We start from the raw sequence: 16601 nt of genomic DNA, 5'->3' as shown, positions 1-16601 counted from the left end.
CGCTGGGTCGCAGAAAATCATCTTCCGGCCGCGATCTCAATTAGAAATTTCAGAAAACGCCCGATACAAAAGGTGTCGTGAAAGCCGTTTCAGGAGCACGTGGCGCCTGAAAGCGCCAATTGCGGTCATCGCGTAATTGCGGCAGGATGTCGTCCGTAAACAGGGGGCAGGATTGAACCGGCGATCATGCTGACGGGCTCATGTCATTGCGGCAAGGCGAGCTGGACACTCGAAGGTGATCCCGGCTCGATCACCGCGTGCAACTGTACGCTCTGCCGGCGCTACGGCACGTTGTGGGCCTATGATTACGAAGGAGAGCGTATCGCTCTCACTGGAGAGACCGCCTCCTACACCCGCGCCGACAGGGACGAGCCGTCTCTAGAAATATTATTCTGCCCATCCTGCGCCTGTGTCTTGAGCTGGCGCGGCCTGCGGCTTCGAAAGGATGGCCGCCGGCGCATGGCCGTCAACATGCGGCTTGCGCCGGCCGATCTCGTTCAGGACCTGCCGATCGATCATTTCGACGGCCTTGATACGTTTGAAGACCTTCCTTCCAAAGGGCGCTGCGTGCGCGACCTCTGGTTCTGACAGCCTGTCTCGTGTCGACCGGCCGATTGCGAAAATCGCTACCCGGCCGGGTCGCACCAGACGCAGCGCTCTGACGAAAGATCGTTCCGCGATAGGCTTCTCAGCCGCGCCGCGCCGCCTCGATCGCTGCGATGTCGATCTTCCTCATGGTCATCATCGCGTCAAAAGCACGCTTTGCCTGGCCACCGCCTGCCGAGAGCGCTTCGGAGAGGACGCGCGGCGTGATCTGCCAGGACACCCCCCATTTGTCTTTGCACCAGCCGCACGCACTTTCCTGGCCGCCATTGCCGACGATGGCGTTCCAGTAGCGATCGGTTTCCTCCTGATCGTCGGTCGCGATCTGAAAGGAGAAGGCCTCGTTGTGTTTGATCGCGGGACCGCCGTTCAACCCGATGCAGGGAATCCCCGCAACGGTGAACTCGACAACCAGCACATCTCCCTGCTTACCCTCGGGATAATCTCCCGGTGCACGAATAACGGCGTCCACGGTACTGTCGGGAAAAGTCGCAGCATAGAAGCGGGCGGCAGCCTCAGCATCCTTGTCGTACCATACGCAGATCGTGTTCTTTGCCATTGTGTGCTCTCTCGCTCCTCGTTTCGCATTTCCAACTGAAATAAGAGGCAAGCCGTCTTTCTCCAGCCCACGGCAGCGATTTCCCGCGGGCAACTGCCGAGCGCTGCTAAAATGGTCGAAGTACCCGCTTCGGCCGACAGCAGAAGACGTGGCACATATGGATCGGAGCAGTTGCGGTCATTATTGATCTGTCGCATCACTTGGCCGCTGAACCAGCCTTTTGGCATTCTTTTAGGACAACACAAGTGATTTACCTGCTTCGCCACGGCGAGACCATTTGGAACACCTTGGGTCGGTTCCAGGGCCAAAAAGATTCACCACTTACAGCGCGCGGTATCGAACAGGCCGAACAAATGGCGAAGCTTTTGAAGAAGGAAATTGCAGGCAGTGAGCGATCGTTCCAGCTTCACGTCAGCCCTCTCGGCAGAACGCAGGAGACCGCGGCTCGCATCGAACGGGTATTGCCGCTGGCCGCTCGTCCGGAATCGCGGCTCATGGAGGTGACCGTCGGTTCTTGGGACGGCATGACCAAGTTCGAGATCGACAACGAGTTTCCAGGAATGCTGGACAGGTCCGACGCTTTTGATTGGTATTTCAGATCTCCAGACGGGGAGAGCTTCGATGCCGCCTGTGCGCGAGCAAAGAACTGGATCTCAGGCATATATGAACCGACAATTGCGATTTCTCACGGGCTGTTTGGCCGATTGGTACGTGGCGTATATTCCGGCCTTTCGAAGCGGGAAATGCTGGAATTGCCCGTTCCCCAAGATGGGTTTTATCGTCTTTGCGACGGTGAGTTCAGTCTGGTAAGCGCGTCGGCCGATACTTAGCACCACGACATTCATAAAAACAAAGACCTGCGACCGTCGCATGAATCAAATTCTAAACGACGCGCTTTTTCTGTCTTCGACACAAAACTCGTGTCAGACTGGGCTATCTACGCATACGCCTGCACGACGATCGAAAGGCTCGAAGCCATGCACAAGTTCACTGTCACTATTACGCGGGAGATCGAGGCTGACACCGCCGAGGAGGCCGCCCTGCTCCTCTATCAGGAACTGTCGAGGGGACCGGTCCCCGATCGCTACGCGGTCACCGACGAGACGAACGCCACCACGGAGGTGAAGCTGGACCGCGAAAAGGCCGATGAATTCGCCAGCATCGATCACACCGCCGACCCAGGCAATTGGTAAGCATCACATGACCTGCCAGAGATCCGGCTTTGCGCCGCGAGCGCAAGTGCGGTAGTTGCGGGTCCCCTTCTCCGGCGCGAATGCTGGCTGTAAATAGCCGTTCGGCCGGAATATCGAGAGCCAAGGAAAGACCGTGATCTCACCAATCAAAATAGCCGTCGCCGGCGCGAGGGGCCGCATGGGTCGTGCCATCCTGCCACTGCTGGCGGCCGATCCGGCTTTTGCGTTCGTCGGCGGCATTGGCCGTGAGGGCTCTATGGGTGCCGGGCTGATCGATCGTTCGGCCGCGATCGGAGCGGCCGACGTGATCCTGGATTTCACGACGGGAAGCGCTGCGGCCGAACTTGCCGGCTTGTGTGCTTCGGCCGGTGGACCGGCCTTGGTAATCGGGGCGACAGGTTTCGAGCCAGATGAACTGGAACGGATCGCCGAGGCCGCCCGCACGATTCCGATCCTGCGCTCCGGCAATTTCTCCATCGGCGTCAACATGCTGATCGGTCTGGTCGCCCAAACCGCCCGCGCCCTTCCTGCGCATGAGTGGGATATCGAAATCCTCGAAGCCCATCACAACAGGAAGATCGACGCGCCCTCCGGCACGGCGCTGATGCTTGGTGAAGCAGCCGCCGAGGGCCGCGGCGTTTCTCTCGCATCCGTCGAGCGGCGCGGCCGTGACGGCATCACCGGCGAGCGGCCGCCCGGCGAGATCGGTTTCGCCGTGTTGCGCGCCGGCGGGATCGTCGGAGAACACAGCGTGATGTTTGCCGCCGCCGAGGAAGTCGTGACGCTCTCGCATTCGGCTCTCGATCGCGGCATGTTCGCCCGCGGCGCGCTTGCCGCCGCCCGCTGGATCGCGGGACGCGCACCCGGCGAATACGGCATGAGGGATGCGCTGGGGCTGGCGTGAATAAGGGAAACAAGCTCACAGCATATCGAGGATTGCCGAAGCGACGACCACTTCGGTTCCGGCCAGTCCCACTGAGCAAAACAGCGTCGTATCCTCAGGTGATCTCCGCCCCGTCGCTTTCCCGGCAATGATATCGGCAAGGTCGACCATGCGACTGTCGTTGCCCGAGCCGGCAAGGAAAAACGGCGACGCATAGGCGCGCGTCTGCTCCGGAGAATCCGTCGCGATCACGGCTGCCGCATCGGCGATATCCAGGCCGAGTTCGTATCCCCGATACGTTTTCGGGCCGACGGTGTTGACGTGCGCACCGGGCTTCAAATCTCCAGCATGAACGACAGGCGTTTGGCTCGTTGTCGCGCAGATGACGATATCGGCATCATCGACGGCTTCGATGGCGCTGCCGGCAACCTCCACCTCAATATCCAAGGCGTGCTGCATCTCGCTTGCGAAAGCCGTACGCTTTTCCTCGTCGCGGCTATAGACGCGGGCGCGATCCAGTTTTCGAACCGCGGCGGCTGCGGCAAGCTGGGTTCGCGCTTGCGCTCCGCTGCCGAGTATCCCCACGGTCCTGGCATCCGGCGCGCTGAGGTGACGGATGGCGAGACCTCCGATCGCACCGGTCCTGAGATTGCCGAGACGCTCTCCGAGAACGATACCTTTGAGCCTGGCGTCGTCGGCCGACCATACCGCCACGATCTGCGAATGCTCCACCCCCTCGAATGTTTCATAGGCCCGAAAGCCCGCGAGCGGTTTGTCGCCGAGGATGCCGCCGACGGTGAAGACGAGATCGCCGCGATCGGCAAACGAGACATGATGCCGGGGCGGAGAGATCAGCCGATTGCCGGCTCTCGCGAGAAAAGCGGTCTCGAGCGCATCGATCGCGACCGTCATCAACGCGCCATCGACCAGATCTTCGTCTCTCAGGACTTTCGCCATCCCCAAACCTCCGGTTCATGCCGGCACCCTGCAACCCCAACCCCGCTTGAGGTCAATAGGTCAGCAAACCGATATGCGCGGGAGACTTAATCGACCAGACGGCGCGCCATCATGACGTCGTCGATCTCCCTGCCCTCCTCCAGAACCCCGCCGGGAATCCTGCCGATTTCGGAGAAGCCTTCCCGCTGGTAGAACCGTATTGCCGCCGGGTTCTCAGCGCTGACGAAGAGTTCCAGCTGCAGGATGCCGATATCGCGGGCGTGATCGGCAACCGCACTGAGCAGCCTGCTGGCAAGGCCCGTTCCGCGCAGGCTCCTTCTGACATAGACCATGATGATCGTTGCGCGATGGGCCATCTTGCTCGACCGCTGGCGAAGCAGGCCGGTTATGCCGACGGGTTCATCGCCCTGAAACGCGATGAAAACCGGCTCGTTCAGGCGATTGCGCCATTCCTCGAGAGAAAGAACCTCCCAGTCTTCGTAGCGGCTTGCAAAGAGGGACGGTTCGGTGCGAAGCGCTTCCAGACGGATGCGCCGGAAAGCCTCCACCTCGTCTGCCCTGATATGCCTGATCGCTGTACCGCTTCCATCCATCGGAACCTCCTTCGAGATGAGAGGTACAGTCAATACAGATGGGCTCAGCCGATGCAACCGGCGTTGAAAGCTTCATGCCCCAGCCTGTGGCGATCGTCTCAAGCGCCGATCACTGCGCCGGACTCCTCAGCCGGCCGCCCTTCCGGACGGCCGGTTCACGGGGTGGGTCGACCACTGTTTGATCGGTTGGGGGCGCGGCCGGTTCGCCGGTTGGGCCGACCGCTGGTTTATCGGTTGGCCCGTCGACAGGCTGCCTCGTCGACCGGACGATCAACGGATCGGCTGGCTGGACGGCGGATTGATCGGTTGTCGGCCCGTTCACCGGTTCCCCGGTTGGCCCGGCGGCCGATTGTTCGGTTGGTTCGCCCGCTGCTTCATCAGTTGGCTTGTCGATCTTGAACGATACAACTTCATGGATGATGACGAGAAGAACTATCCCGACCAACGTGCATGTCAGCGCGTAGAGAAGGAAATATTTCAGTGCATATCCCTCGCTAGTTGGCAGCACCAACTTGACAATGGTGCAAACGATATTTCCGCATTATTGAACGATACTTGAGACGAAGGCAATCATTTTCAAGCATAGCTATGAAATTTCAAAAATGGACAGAACGGAATAGAGTAAGTATTGTAGATATTTAGGAAGCCCTCTCTGGATGCTCAATTTATCTTGAGCCTCGGCAAGGACGAGAAAGTACTCTGGATCCCAAGCCCGGGTCTCCTGGGCGAAGACAGAGCTGGCGATATGGGCTAAATTGCATAGCGCCGGCAGCCTGCCTTCGGGGGCGGTCCCTCCAGGATCGGCGGCGGCAGGGGGAACTTATGTCGGCAATTGCATCTCTGTTTCAGGAAGCCGCCCGGCTTGCTGCGGGGTTCCGGCAGGCAGGGCCCGCCCGCCATGTGCCTGCCCACGATTACGCAGCCTCGCTTGCCTGCTTCGACGAACCGCTGCCGGCAGCCGGTTGCGATATGCTCAATGTCGTCAGGCAGTTGGCGAGTGACGCCGAACCCGGGCTGCACGCAACCACGGGCCCGCGCTTCTTCGGCTGGGTCATCGGCGGCTCCCATCCGGTCGGCGTCGCGGCCGATTTCCTCACCAGCGCCTGGGGCCAGAACGCCGGAAACCATGCCGCCGCCCCGGCCGCAGCCGCAGTCGAGACCATCGCGGCGAGATGGCTCCTCGATCTCCTGAAGCTGCCGGCCGAAAGCTCGGTCGGCTTCGTCACCGGGGCGACAGTGGCGAACTTCACCTGCCTTGCCGCCGCCCGCGGCGAAGTGCTGCGCCGGGCGGGCTGGGATGCCGATGCGAGTGGCCTGTTCGGCGCGCCTGAGATCACCGTGCTGATCGGCGACGACGCCCATACGACGGTCTTCTCCGCACTGCAATTTCTCGGCCTCGGGCACGATCGCGTGTTGCGCGTGCGCACCGATCCAGTAGGCCGGATAGACCCGGTCGCGCTGACCGGCACACTCGATACCGTCTCCGGTCCCCTCATCGCCATCCTCCAGGCGGGGCAGATCAATACTGGCGCCTTCGACGATTTCGCCGCCATCATCCCGCTGTTGAAGGCGAAAGGCGCCTGGGTGCATGTCGACGGCGCCTTCGGCCTCTGGGCGCAGACGTCGGTGAAAACCAGCCACCTCAGCCGCGGCATCGAAGCGGCCGACAGCTGGGCGACCGACGGCCACAAATGGCTGCAGACGCCCTATGATTGCGGCTATGCGATCGTCCGCGACGAACTCGCCCATCGCCGCGCCATGACGATCGCCGCAAGCTATCTGCCGCTCGCTGGCGAAGGCGAGCGCGATCCTTCCCATTACGTGCCCGAGCTTTCGCGAAGGGCGCGCGGCTTTGCCACTTGGGCGATGCTGAAACATCTCGGCCGCGAGGGTGTAACCGCCCTCATCGACCAGTGCTGCGCCTCGGCGCAGCTGATCGCCGATCGGCTCGCACGCGAGCCCGGCATCGCCATTCTGAACGAGGTGGCCCTGAACCAGCTCGTCATCCGCTTCGGTACCGACCTGCCCTCCGAAGAAGGCGACGCGCTGACGCGAAAGACCATCGAAAAGATCAAGGCGGACGGCATGATCTTCGCAGGCGGCGCCAAATGGCGCGGCCGCGACATCCTGCGTCTCTCCGTCACCAATTTCCAGACGACATCAGATCAGGCGCAACTCGCCGCAGAAAGCATCATCGCCGCCTTCAAGAGTGTCAGCTGAGAATGATGCATCAGCTCCCCTGGTTCGCCCGCGCACAGAATGGTGCTGTCGCCGGCCGCGCATCCCAAATGAAACTTTCCGCGAGAAGCCCCGGCCATTAACGCAAATGTGGAATAGTTCCTGTCGCAAGAATGAAGCTCATGACAGGCCCCGCGGGTTCCAGTATTTCCAGGCGATCAAACGAGATCGGTCCAGTCTTATCGGAAACGAGAACCATGTTTAAGAATCGCCTTGCTTCATTATTCATTGCCGCCCTTCTGCCTGTTTCGGTTCATGCAGCCGATTGTCCGTCTGCTGACACCGCCGCCAAGGGTTTTGTGCTGGAAAATACCGGCGCACGGAGCGAATTCCACAAGGCGGAAGGGCAGATCGTCAAGACTGTCAATCATTTCGGCGGCTCACAGCAGCAGACGGTGTTTTCCTTTGCAGGTCTCTTCGATCTGGCCCGCTTCAGCAAAAACGAACAATATGCGATCCACCCGCTCTCCGATCTGAGCCGCATCGTTCCGCTGAAGAAAGGCGCTCGAACCAACGTTGCTTTCTTAGCGCTTGGCCCGGACGAGCGGGCGGATACGCGCTGGAGCCTGGAATTGACCGTCGCCGGACAGGAGAGCTTCAGTCTCGGCGAATGCAAATACAAGGTGTTCAGGATCAAGCAAGTGACCAAGAGAGGCGACGAGCAGGTCGACATCTTGAGCGTGCTCTATTCGCCTGACCTCCAGGCCACGTTGGCGAAGGTCTATGACGAGGGCACGGCCGACGAGTACACGGTCCGCTACGACAGGATCCAATCCCTGACGCACTGATGCTACGACGCATCAGTTATTGGCACACTTCTTCTCTTCCAGATTGAGGCGCGACAGCTCGTCTTCTCATTGTCACAGGCTGCGCTTATAGCTCCCCGCCCGTTCCGATCGCGCAAGGAGGAAGAGCCATGAAAGCCAATGATGTCGCCGCCCATTGGGAGAGCAATGCCGAGACGTGGACGATCTATTCCAGGGCGGGCTACGACAAGTATCGCGATGCGCTGAACACGCCGACCTTTCTGGAGATGCTGCCGTCGGTCGGCGGCCTGAGAGGTCTCGACCTCGGCTGCGGCGAAGGCTCCAATACCCGCGCGGTCGCCCGGCTCGGCGCCCGCGTGACCGGCCTCGACATCGCCCCGACCTTCATTCGTTTGCCCGCGAGAGCGAGGCAGACGCGCCGCTCGGCATCGACTATGTGCTCGGCGACGGTCAGAGCATCGATTTCCCGGAAGCGAGCTTCGATTTCGTCACCGCCTTCATGTCGATGATGGACATGGCTGATCAGCGCGAGGTGCTGAAGGGCATCCACCGCATTCTGAAGCCCGGCGGCTTCCTGCAGTTTTCGATCCTGCATCCCTGCTTCGTGCCGCCGACGCGCCGTAACATCCGCAATGAGGCCGGCGAGCCCGTCGCGGTAGAGATCGCCGACTATTTCGACGAGAGCGACGGCCGGATCGACCGTTGGATCTTTTCCTCGATACCGCAAGCGGAACGGGCGGCGCTGACGCCGTTTTCCGTTCCGCGCTTTCACCGCACGCTGTCGACCTGGGTGTCGATGATCGTCGAAGCGGGGCTTACGATCGAGGCCTTTGGCGAGCCGATGGCCTCAGCCGTGGTGGCGCAGGCCGAACCCGTCGTCGCCGACACCCGCGTCGCGCCGATCTTCCTGCATATCAGGGCACGCAAGGCATAGGACCTGTTTTCCCGCCGGCATTGAGGTTTGGAACCGGCTTATCGTCGCACGGCAACGACCGAACTGGCGCGATAGCGCGACAGCTGCACCCGGTTGGATTGGTTGCCGCCGAAGAGATAGACATATTGCCGGCGCTGGTCGATGTGATCGAACAGGCTGACATGAAAGCGCCGGCCGGTGCGGATCACCACGACATCCCCACGCCTGGCGGAGCGGACGCCGACCGGCTTGCCGAACTTCTTCCAGGACGCCGCCATGTTGGGGTTGGGCGGCGGCTCCCTTGAAGATCGTTTGGCGACAAAGGCCAGGAACGCCCCGCACCACGATACCCTGCGCGGATTGATGCTAAGGAAGGAGATGGAGCGTTCATGCATGCTTTTGTACTTGGACGCCGTGCCGAGCATATCCGCCTCACAGGGCACGGCAAGCGCCGTGAGGACGATGACGAGAATAACCTTCATAGTTACCCACCATTGTTTGTATTATGCTGAAATTCCAAAATGTGGCGAAGAATAAAACAGGCGCGGCAACGTAGATGCGAATTATGGCGTGAATTAGAAACAACTAATACTGGCATTTTGGCGGCGGGAATTTGTCCGAAGAGAGGCACGGATCGGCGCTGACCAGCCTCTCGTTGCGGCCGAACGCGACGATCGAAGAACTCGTAGAACCCTTATTTTGCAGGCTCGAAAGGCTGACATAGGCCGTCCGGGCCAGGTGTATGCAGAGAAGGTGGACCGCGCCCGCAAGTGCTTGAGCGGCAAGACCATTCACCAAGAGTTGACGATCCTGCACGGCCTTGGGCCATCACCTATACGAGCTATATTTGAGACGGCCATCAGTAATACTTAGACGTCACCGGCAATACATTGCGCCCGCCCTATTCAACAGCGAAAATCGGTGGTCAGCCCCCGCCGATTGCGAACATGCGCGACCTTGGGATAACGGAACGGCGGCGCGGCGTATCAACCGTGTGGTTGTACCGGTTCGGGCTGCCCTGTGATCGGGGCAGGAGCAGCGATGAGCGCCTTGGTGACGAGGAGCGCAGCGGCGATCACAGGGACGACCACCCAGTACGAAAAGCGGATACCGAAGTGTTCGGCAACGAAACCGAGCAATGGCGGCCCAGCGAAAAACACGAGAAAGGTCGTCTGCCCGAGCGCTGCAACGCTGACCGATGCGGGTCGGTCCGTGCGCCGGGCCGCGGCCGAGATGGCAAGCGGATAGACCGACGAGCAGCCGATCCCCGTCAGGCCAAAGCCCGCGAGGGCGACGACAGGCTGTGCCGCCGTCGCAACCAAGACAAGGCCGATGGCCGCGATCCCGAGGAGGGTTATTGCGACGGGGCGTGGATTGAAGCGGTCAATCACAGAGTCCATGCCGAGCCGTCCGATGGCGATGAACGAGGAGAAAATGGCCACGCTGAGCCCGCCGACAAATGGTTCGACCGCAAATACGTCGCGCATATAGATCGCCGACCAATCGACGCTCGCGCCCTCGGCGAGAAGCGGAGCAGCGCCTATGAGGCAAAGGGGAAGCAGCCCGATCGTGGGAAAAGCGACGAGCGGAGCATCGCCGGGGTGAGCGTCATGCCGCCGGGGCGCATTCTCGATCCCGGAGAAAACGATCGACCCGGCAATCAAGACCGTCACGAGGACGATGAAGCTATGCAGTTCGATGGAGACTGCGGCCTGCCGCATACCGGCGGCAACAAGGGCGGTGATGCAGAATCCGAGGCTCCACATGCCGTGAGCCCGGCTCATGATGCGGTAGCCGAGCAGCGCCTCATGGCGATCGGTTTCGAGATTGGCGTTGATCTCGAATGCGCCGGCGAAAATGCCGGCAACAAAGAATAATGGCATCGCCAGGGAAACTGCAGGCATCCAGGGGATCAGCGCATAAAACAACGTCACACCGAAGACGGTGACGAAGGCCGTTGTGCGCGCACCAAGCCTCTCGATGAGCCTCGCCGAGAACGTCAACCCGCAGAGAACCCCGAGGGACATGATGGCGAGCAAAAGGCCCAGCTCTCCTTCGCTCAGGCTAAACTTGAGCTGAATGTCGGGCAGCCGCGAAAGAAACGCCCCCACGGAAAGGGCCACGGCAAACTGAATGAAGAAAATACGATGGTGCGGCTTCATCTCGGGGCTCTGCTCCGATTGGCGGGATTGAAGTCCAACTATCCCCCGTGGGATAGCCGGACATTCCGACGAAATGGCGACTGGCTCGGAAACCCGCGGCTTCAGCATTGTCGACCACCATGCTGACAGCCCCTGTCAGCATGGCGGCGCCACCGCCGATTGAAGGAGGACGTGTCGCTTCTTGCCGACGGACAGCCGGATGACGCCGTCCTGGACATCGGAGTGACCAAGCTGCATTGCCTCGTCGTTTACGCTGCCGCCGTTCACCCGCACACCGCCGCCGGCGATCAATCGACGTGCTTCGCTTTTCGACTTGGCGAGCCCGGCAATGACCATCGCATCAGCGAGCGGAAAGGTGCTGCGAAGGCTATCCGGGAACCTGACGGTCGGGAGGCCGACCGGCACCTCACCTTCTTCGAAGGTACGCCGGGAGGTTTCGGAAGCTTGCGCTGCCGCATCCGTCCCGTGGCACAGGCTGGTGATCTCGTCGGCAAGTATCTTTTTCGCTTCGTTGATCTCGGAATCCCGAAGCACGTCAAGGCGGGCAATTTCACTTAACGGCAACTCGGTGAACAGCCTGAGAAAACGACCCACATCGGCATCTCCGGTGTTTCTCCAGAATTGCCAGAATTCATAGGGCGACAACCGGTCGGCGTTGAGCCAGACCGCCCCCGAAACGCTTTTGCCCATCTTCGCGCCCGACGATGTCGTCAGCAGCGGAGCGGTCAATCCAAACAAGGCGCGTCCACCGATCCGCCGCCCAAATTCGACGCCGCTGACGATGTTGCCCCATTGGTCGGAACCACCAAGCTGAAGCAGGCAGCCGCGGCTTTCTGCGAGCACATGAAAGTCGTAGGCCTGCATGACCATGTAGTTGAATTCCAGCAATGACAGCGATTGCTCCCGCTCCAACCGTTGGCGCACGCTCTCCGATGTCAGCATCCGGTTGACTGAAAAATGCGGTCCAACATCGCGCAGGAAGTCGAGGTAGTTGAGCCTGCCCAACCAATCGGCATTGTTGACCATCACCGCATCGGCCGGGCCATCCCCGAAAGCGAGGAACCGCTCGAAGACACGCCGGATGCCGAGCAGGTTTTTCATGATCTGCTCTTCACTGAGAAGGGGGCGTGACGTGTCGCGCAAACTCGGATCGCCCAGCCGACTTGTCGCACCACCCAGCAACGCGATGGGTTTGTTACCAGTCTTCTGGAACCAGCGGAGCATCATGATCGGAATGAGATGCCCGACATGCAGGCTGTCGGCGGTGAGATCGAAGCCGTTATAGGCTGTGCCGGCTCCCGAACAAAGCCAGCTGTCGAGTGCTTCCAAGTCGGTACATTGATGCAGGAAACCGCGCTCGGTCAGGGTGCGGAGAAAGTCGGATCGGGGTCCGGTGGGCTGAGAGGATCGTGTCACGGGGTCTCCATTGGGGCCGATGAGGCCGGAGACCTTCTGTTGACACGCGTGCCGCCGACCATGCGGCGTCTCGGGTGTCAGGAATATGACCTTGCGCCGCTCTCTATGGGAGCAGCGTATAATAGAAGCTCGAAAGGTTCAGGGTGCAGGTCATGGATCCTCATTACCATGCGACTGCGCAATCGCAAGAGGCGACCGCCGAAGTCCAAGCCGATCGTGCGCCCCACCCCTCTCCCGCTCACGCCGCCGCCCCTCACAAAAAATTCGCACACGCATCAATTTACTTGCCGTTCTGCAATGCGGCATATGTTTGTGTTCATAGGCAAGGGGCATAAGCGGGGAACCATGGCGTCGACGCATATAGACAATACGGGTGAAGGTGCCGGCCGGAAGGGCTTTGCCGGACTGGTCGTCGGCGCGATCGGCGTCGTCTATGGCGATATCGGTACCAGCCCGCTCTATGCCCTTCGTGAGGCGCTGAGGCCTTTTGCCGCCGATGGCGTACACGAGGCCGAGGTCATCGGTCTCATTTCGCTGATGATCTGGACGCTGACGGTCATCGTGACCTTCAAATATGTGCTCTTCCTTCTCAGGGCGGACAATGACGGTGAAGGCGGCACGCTTTCGCTTCTCGCCCTGCTGATGAAGAAGATGGGGCGAAACGTGCCGGTGCTCTTCTTCGCAGGCCTGATCGGAGCGGCGCTCTTCATCGGCGATGCGATGATTACGCCGGCCCTGTCGGTGATGTCGGCGCTCGAAGGCCTGAAGCTGGTCACGCCGGCCTTTGCCGAATACGTCCCGCTCGCGTCGGCTGCGATCATGATCATCCTCTTTGCCGTCCAGTCCCGGGGAACGGCCGCCGTCTCGATGTTTTTCGGGCCGATCACGGTCTTGTGGTTTCTGGCCATGGCAGCGGGCGGCCTGATCCATATCGGCGACGACTGGAGGATTCTCGAAGCGCTCAATCCGATCAACGCGCTGTCGTTCCTCGCCCATGCCGGCACCGTCGGCCTCATTGTGCTTGGCGCCGTCTTTCTGACGGTGACGGGCGCCGAGGCGCTCTATGCTGATCTCGGGCATTTCGGGCGCCGCCCGATCCAGATGGCGTGGTTCGTGCTCGTCTTTCCGGCATTGCTCTTGAATTATCTCGGCCAGGGCGCGCTGGTTCTCGCCCATCCCCACGCAGCCACCAATCCGTTCTTTCTGATGTATCCTGATTGGGCCTTGCTGCCGGTGGTTCTTCTGGCAACGATGGCAACGATCATCGCCAGCCAGGCGGTGATAACAGGCGCATTTTCGCTGGCCCGCTCGGCGGTTCACCTCGGCTTCCTGCCGAGGCTGCGCATCAAGTTCACATCGGAGACCAACACCGGCCAGATCTACGTGCCGAGCGTCAATCTTCTGCTGCTGGTCGGCGTCTTGATGCTGATCTTTTCCTTCGGCGATTCCGAGTCGCTGGCGACGGCCTATGGCATCTCGGTGACCGGAACCATGGTCATCTCGACCATGCTGGTCTTCCAGTTCCTTCGGGCCGTCTGGGGTTACTCCCTCGTGGTTGCCGCCCTCCTGCTGCTGCCGCTCTTCTTCATCGAAGTCATGTTCCTGGCGGCCAACCTGCTTAAGATCCATGATGGCGGCTGGGTTCCGGTCGCCCTTGCGCTGGCGATCATGATCCTGATGTGGACATGGACCCGAGGACAGGCCTATCTGAAGCGACTGCGGGCCAACAACGAGATCCCGCTCGATTCCTTCATCCGGTCGATCGAGCGAAAGTCGGACCATTCGCCGGTCACCGTTCCAGGAACGGCCGTCTTCCTGACCAGCGTCCCGGATCGCACGCCGAATGTTCTGCTCCACAATCTCAAGCACAACCACGTGCTCCATGAACAGAACGTTATCCTGACCGTCTGGACCGAAGACGAACCTTACGTCCCCGACAACAGGCGCATCAAGCTCAGCCAGCTCTCGCCACGCTTCGTGCGTCTCGATATCACCTTCGGCTTCATGGACGACCCCGACGTTACCCGGGCACTGGCGCTCTGCCGCGAGGGCGGCTTCAAGTTCGAAATCATGAAGACCTCCTTCTATCTCGGCCGCAGGAACCTCGTCAGAACGCCGAACACCGGGCTGCCCGGTTGGCAGGAGCGCATATTCATGGCGCTGGAGGGCTTGGCGATCGATCCTTCCGACTATTTCAACCTGCCGTCCAACCGTGTCGTCGAACTCGGTGAGCAGATTGCCATTTAGAGCATGATGCCGAGGCGGGGGAGTCGCAGCTGGGATAGGAGAGATGGAAGTGGGGCAAGAGTGGCTCCCGTCGCAAGCGTCACGGCATGAGGCGCGAAATCATGCCTTGGCCGAGATCGCGCTCAACTCCTCAAGATCGAGATCCCGTTCCAGCTCCCGCAACGTCTCGTCATCGATCTCGCCGGCGCGATGGAGGCGGATGAGTTCCCGGCGTCCCGTTGCAACCGCTTCGAGAATGACGTCGAAATGCGCATGCAGCACCGGTATGTAGTGCTCGGTTCTCTCGGCATAGTCGACGATCGACGTCGCCCGGCGCTGGTAGCGCTCCAGCAATTGCGGATGGATGAGTTTCCCCTCGGCGTCATACGCCAGACTCTGGACGGTCCCGAACTGCGCCTGGGCCATGGCGGCTTCGGCCTGGCTCATCGTCAGGCGCGCTCTTTCCGAATCCGGCTCCACCAGCCGCGCCCAGGCGATCACCCGCCCCAATGTCGTGCCCTGTATGAGCACGGTTCCGAGAATGACGGCGAACGATGTGACGAGGATGAAGTCACGACCTGCGAACCCTTCGGGCAGGCTCAGCGCCAGGGCAAGCGTGACCACCCCGCGCACGCCCGCCCAGCTCAGAACCGTCGCACCACCGGCGCCGAGCGGTCGGGCGCGCGTGAACCCCAGGACAGCACAGAACCTGAGAACGAAATCGGAGGCGAAGACCCAGGCAAAACGCGCGATCACGAGCGTGACGAGGATCGCCAGCATCGGCAGTCCCATTGTCGCGATCACAGTGGTAAAACCGCCGCCGCGTTCGACGACATCCCTGAGCGACAGCCCGATCAAGATGAACACCGCAGCTTCCATCAGGAAGATCATCACCGTCCAGAACGAGGTGCCGCGCATGCGCATTGCGGCTGAAAGCACTGTGTGCTGGTGCCAGCTCATGATCAGCCCCGTGGTAACGGTGGCGATGACGCCGGAAACATGCAGCTGCTCTCCGAGCAGATAGGCAATCCAGCCGAGCAGCACCGAGGCTGCAATGATGAGATATTCGTCGCCGAGACGCCGGACGAGTTTGAACCACGCCGTTCCCACAACGATGCCGACGATGGCGCCGCCGAGCGCCAGCACGAAGAAATTGCCGATCACCTCCCCCGTGCTGAAGGCTCCGGTTGCAGCGGCGGCAACGGCAAAACGGAAAAGAACCAGGCCACTCGCATCGTTGAGCAAGCTCTCGCCTTCGAGCAGAATCTGAAGCCGCCGCGGCAGCCTGACGCGCTCCAGTACGGCGCGCGCCGAAACCGCGTCCGGCGGCGCGACGATCGCGCCGAGTGCTGCGCATGCAGCCCAGGGAAGTGAGGGAAAGAGGAGATGGGCGACAACGGCGACGACGGCGCAGGTGAAGAGCACCGCACCGACGGCAAGTGAAGCGATGCCGATCACATGACGCCGCAAGCGCGCGAGCGCGATCGACCAGGCGCCGTCCATCAACAGCGGCGGCAGGAAGATGACCAGAACCAGTCCGGGGTCGACTGATATCGCCGGCAGTCCCGGCGCAAAGGCCAACAAGGCGCCACCGGTCAACAGCGCGACGGACGGCGGCAGCCCGAGCCTGTGGGCGGCATAATGCAGCGCGATGATCGCGAGAAACATCACGATAACGAGCTCGAATAAGTGGGTTGGTTCCATCTGCCTCTGCCCCTGCTCAGCAACGGATGTCGCATGCCTGCCGCAAAGAGTTACAGCGACCTCGCGCGTCTGAAAAGACGCACCGCGCTGTAAAGCCGCCGAACCGGGAAAACCGCTTCGCCCCAGAGGCGACCGGCGATAATGTCCACCTTGTGCCATAGCTGGTTGGAGTCGGTACTGCCATAAAGCTTGTCGGCATAGCCCGAGCCGGTCAACCACGCGATCGAGACATAGACGTGACCCCTGGCGTCACCGGAGTTGACGGCCACATTGGCAAGGTTTGCCCTGCACGGCAGGCATTTGATGTCGATGATCGCTTGCCGTCGATCATTGCCGGGATTTAATTGGAATTTCCTGCGCATCCTCCTTACACCCTGAGTCTTGAGG

At 60.9% G+C, this 16601-nt stretch carries 16 protein-coding genes and 1 pseudogene; 8 read left to right on the top strand and 9 right to left on the bottom strand.

Features of this window, described 5'->3' with window-relative positions:
• Positions 1-186: 186 nt before the first annotated feature.
• Positions 187-588, top strand: a complete 402-nt coding sequence (locus tag ACMUVN_RS03600; RefSeq protein WP_028827839.1) for a GFA family protein — start codon at positions 187-189, stop codon at positions 586-588.
• Positions 589-688: 100 nt separating this feature from the next.
• Here ACMUVN_RS03600 and ACMUVN_RS03595 read toward each other — a convergent pair whose 3' ends face one another.
• Positions 689-1162: a VOC family protein gene (locus ACMUVN_RS03595; protein ID WP_018242578.1), complete on the bottom strand. Its 474-nt coding sequence runs from the start codon at positions 1160-1162 to the stop codon at positions 689-691.
• Between the two features lie 245 nt (positions 1163-1407).
• On the opposite strand from ACMUVN_RS03595, the gene ACMUVN_RS03590 reads away from it, so the two are divergent.
• The 3 genes from ACMUVN_RS03590 (at position 1408) to dapB (ending at position 3259) form a co-directional block, all read left to right on the top strand.
• Entirely contained in the window at positions 1408-1992 is a 585-nt protein-coding gene (locus tag ACMUVN_RS03590; protein WP_028758918.1) for a histidine phosphatase family protein, read from the top strand.
• A 147-nt stretch (positions 1993-2139) separates the two neighbouring features.
• On the top strand, positions 2140-2355 hold the full coding sequence (locus ACMUVN_RS03585) for a hypothetical protein (RefSeq protein ID WP_047611689.1): 216 nt from the start codon (positions 2140-2142) through the stop codon (positions 2353-2355).
• A gap of 133 nt (positions 2356-2488) precedes the next feature.
• Positions 2489-3259 (top strand): 4-hydroxy-tetrahydrodipicolinate reductase, encoded by a 771-nt coding sequence (gene dapB, locus ACMUVN_RS03580; RefSeq protein ID WP_028758920.1) that lies wholly within the window; start codon positions 2489-2491, stop codon positions 3257-3259.
• Between the two features lie 15 nt (positions 3260-3274).
• On the opposite strand, the gene ACMUVN_RS03575 is transcribed toward dapB, so the two are convergent.
• The 3 genes from ACMUVN_RS03575 to ACMUVN_RS03565 all read right to left on the bottom strand — a co-directional run bounded on the left by ACMUVN_RS03575 (position 3275) and on the right by ACMUVN_RS03565 (position 5299).
• Positions 3275-4195 (bottom strand): ornithine cyclodeaminase family protein, encoded by a 921-nt coding sequence (locus tag ACMUVN_RS03575; protein ID WP_063475127.1) that lies wholly within the window; start codon positions 4193-4195, stop codon positions 3275-3277.
• A gap of 86 nt (positions 4196-4281) precedes the next feature.
• Entirely contained in the window at positions 4282-4788 is a 507-nt protein-coding gene (locus tag ACMUVN_RS03570; protein WP_028759167.1) for a GNAT family N-acetyltransferase, read from the bottom strand.
• A gap of 109 nt (positions 4789-4897) precedes the next feature.
• Complete coding sequence (locus ACMUVN_RS03565; RefSeq protein ID WP_097542290.1) at positions 4898-5299, bottom strand: hypothetical protein; 402 nt, start codon at positions 5297-5299, stop codon at positions 4898-4900.
• A 311-nt stretch (positions 5300-5610) separates the two neighbouring features.
• On the opposite strand from ACMUVN_RS03565, the gene ACMUVN_RS03560 reads away from it, so the two are divergent.
• The 3 genes and pseudogenes from ACMUVN_RS03560 (at position 5611) to ACMUVN_RS03550 (ending at position 8727) form a co-directional block, all read left to right on the top strand.
• Positions 5611-7008, top strand: a complete 1398-nt coding sequence (locus tag ACMUVN_RS03560; protein ID WP_414814878.1) for a pyridoxal phosphate-dependent decarboxylase family protein — start codon at positions 5611-5613, stop codon at positions 7006-7008.
• A 131-nt stretch (positions 7009-7139) separates the two neighbouring features.
• Positions 7140-7814, top strand: a complete 675-nt coding sequence (locus ACMUVN_RS03555; RefSeq protein WP_414814877.1) for a hypothetical protein — start codon at positions 7140-7142, stop codon at positions 7812-7814.
• 128 nt (positions 7815-7942) lie between these two features.
• Positions 7943-8727: pseudogene (locus tag ACMUVN_RS03550) on the top strand (class I SAM-dependent methyltransferase).
• A gap of 38 nt (positions 8728-8765) precedes the next feature.
• Here the strand turns inward: ACMUVN_RS03550 and ACMUVN_RS03545 are convergent.
• The 3 genes from ACMUVN_RS03545 to tyrS form a co-directional block, all read right to left on the bottom strand.
• The gene (locus tag ACMUVN_RS03545) at positions 8766-9188 is read right to left on the bottom strand and encodes a TIGR02594 family protein (RefSeq protein WP_028758913.1); all 423 of its coding nucleotides are present in this window, start codon (positions 9186-9188) and stop codon (positions 8766-8768) included.
• Between the two features lie 504 nt (positions 9189-9692).
• On the bottom strand, positions 9693-10868 hold the full coding sequence (locus ACMUVN_RS03540) for an MFS transporter (RefSeq protein WP_097542287.1): 1176 nt from the start codon (positions 10866-10868) through the stop codon (positions 9693-9695).
• Positions 10869-11003: 135 nt separating this feature from the next.
• Positions 11004-12284, bottom strand: a complete 1281-nt coding sequence (gene tyrS / locus ACMUVN_RS03535) for a tyrosine--tRNA ligase (RefSeq protein ID WP_132572271.1) — start codon at positions 12282-12284, stop codon at positions 11004-11006.
• Between the two features lie 345 nt (positions 12285-12629).
• Between tyrS and ACMUVN_RS03530 the strand changes: the two genes are divergently transcribed.
• Positions 12630-14531, top strand: a complete 1902-nt coding sequence (locus ACMUVN_RS03530; protein ID WP_028827843.1) for a potassium transporter Kup — start codon at positions 12630-12632, stop codon at positions 14529-14531.
• Positions 14532-14630: 99 nt separating this feature from the next.
• Here the strand turns inward: ACMUVN_RS03530 and ACMUVN_RS03525 are convergent, their stop codons facing one another.
• Complete coding sequence (locus ACMUVN_RS03525) at positions 14631-16214, bottom strand: Na+/H+ antiporter (protein ID WP_132572274.1); 1584 nt, start codon at positions 16212-16214, stop codon at positions 14631-14633.
• Between the two features lie 50 nt (positions 16215-16264).
• Complete coding sequence (locus tag ACMUVN_RS03520; RefSeq protein ID WP_132572277.1) at positions 16265-16576, bottom strand: hypothetical protein; 312 nt, start codon at positions 16574-16576, stop codon at positions 16265-16267.
• Positions 16577-16601: the final 25 nt, after the last annotated feature.

Origin of the sequence: Rhizobium sp. IY2 (genome assembly GCF_047532935.1) — a bacterium.
In the GTDB taxonomy this organism is placed as follows: Bacteria; Pseudomonadota; Alphaproteobacteria; order Rhizobiales; family Rhizobiaceae; genus Rhizobium; species Rhizobium anhuiense.
This window is presented reverse-complemented; position numbering and strand designations above follow the sequence as displayed.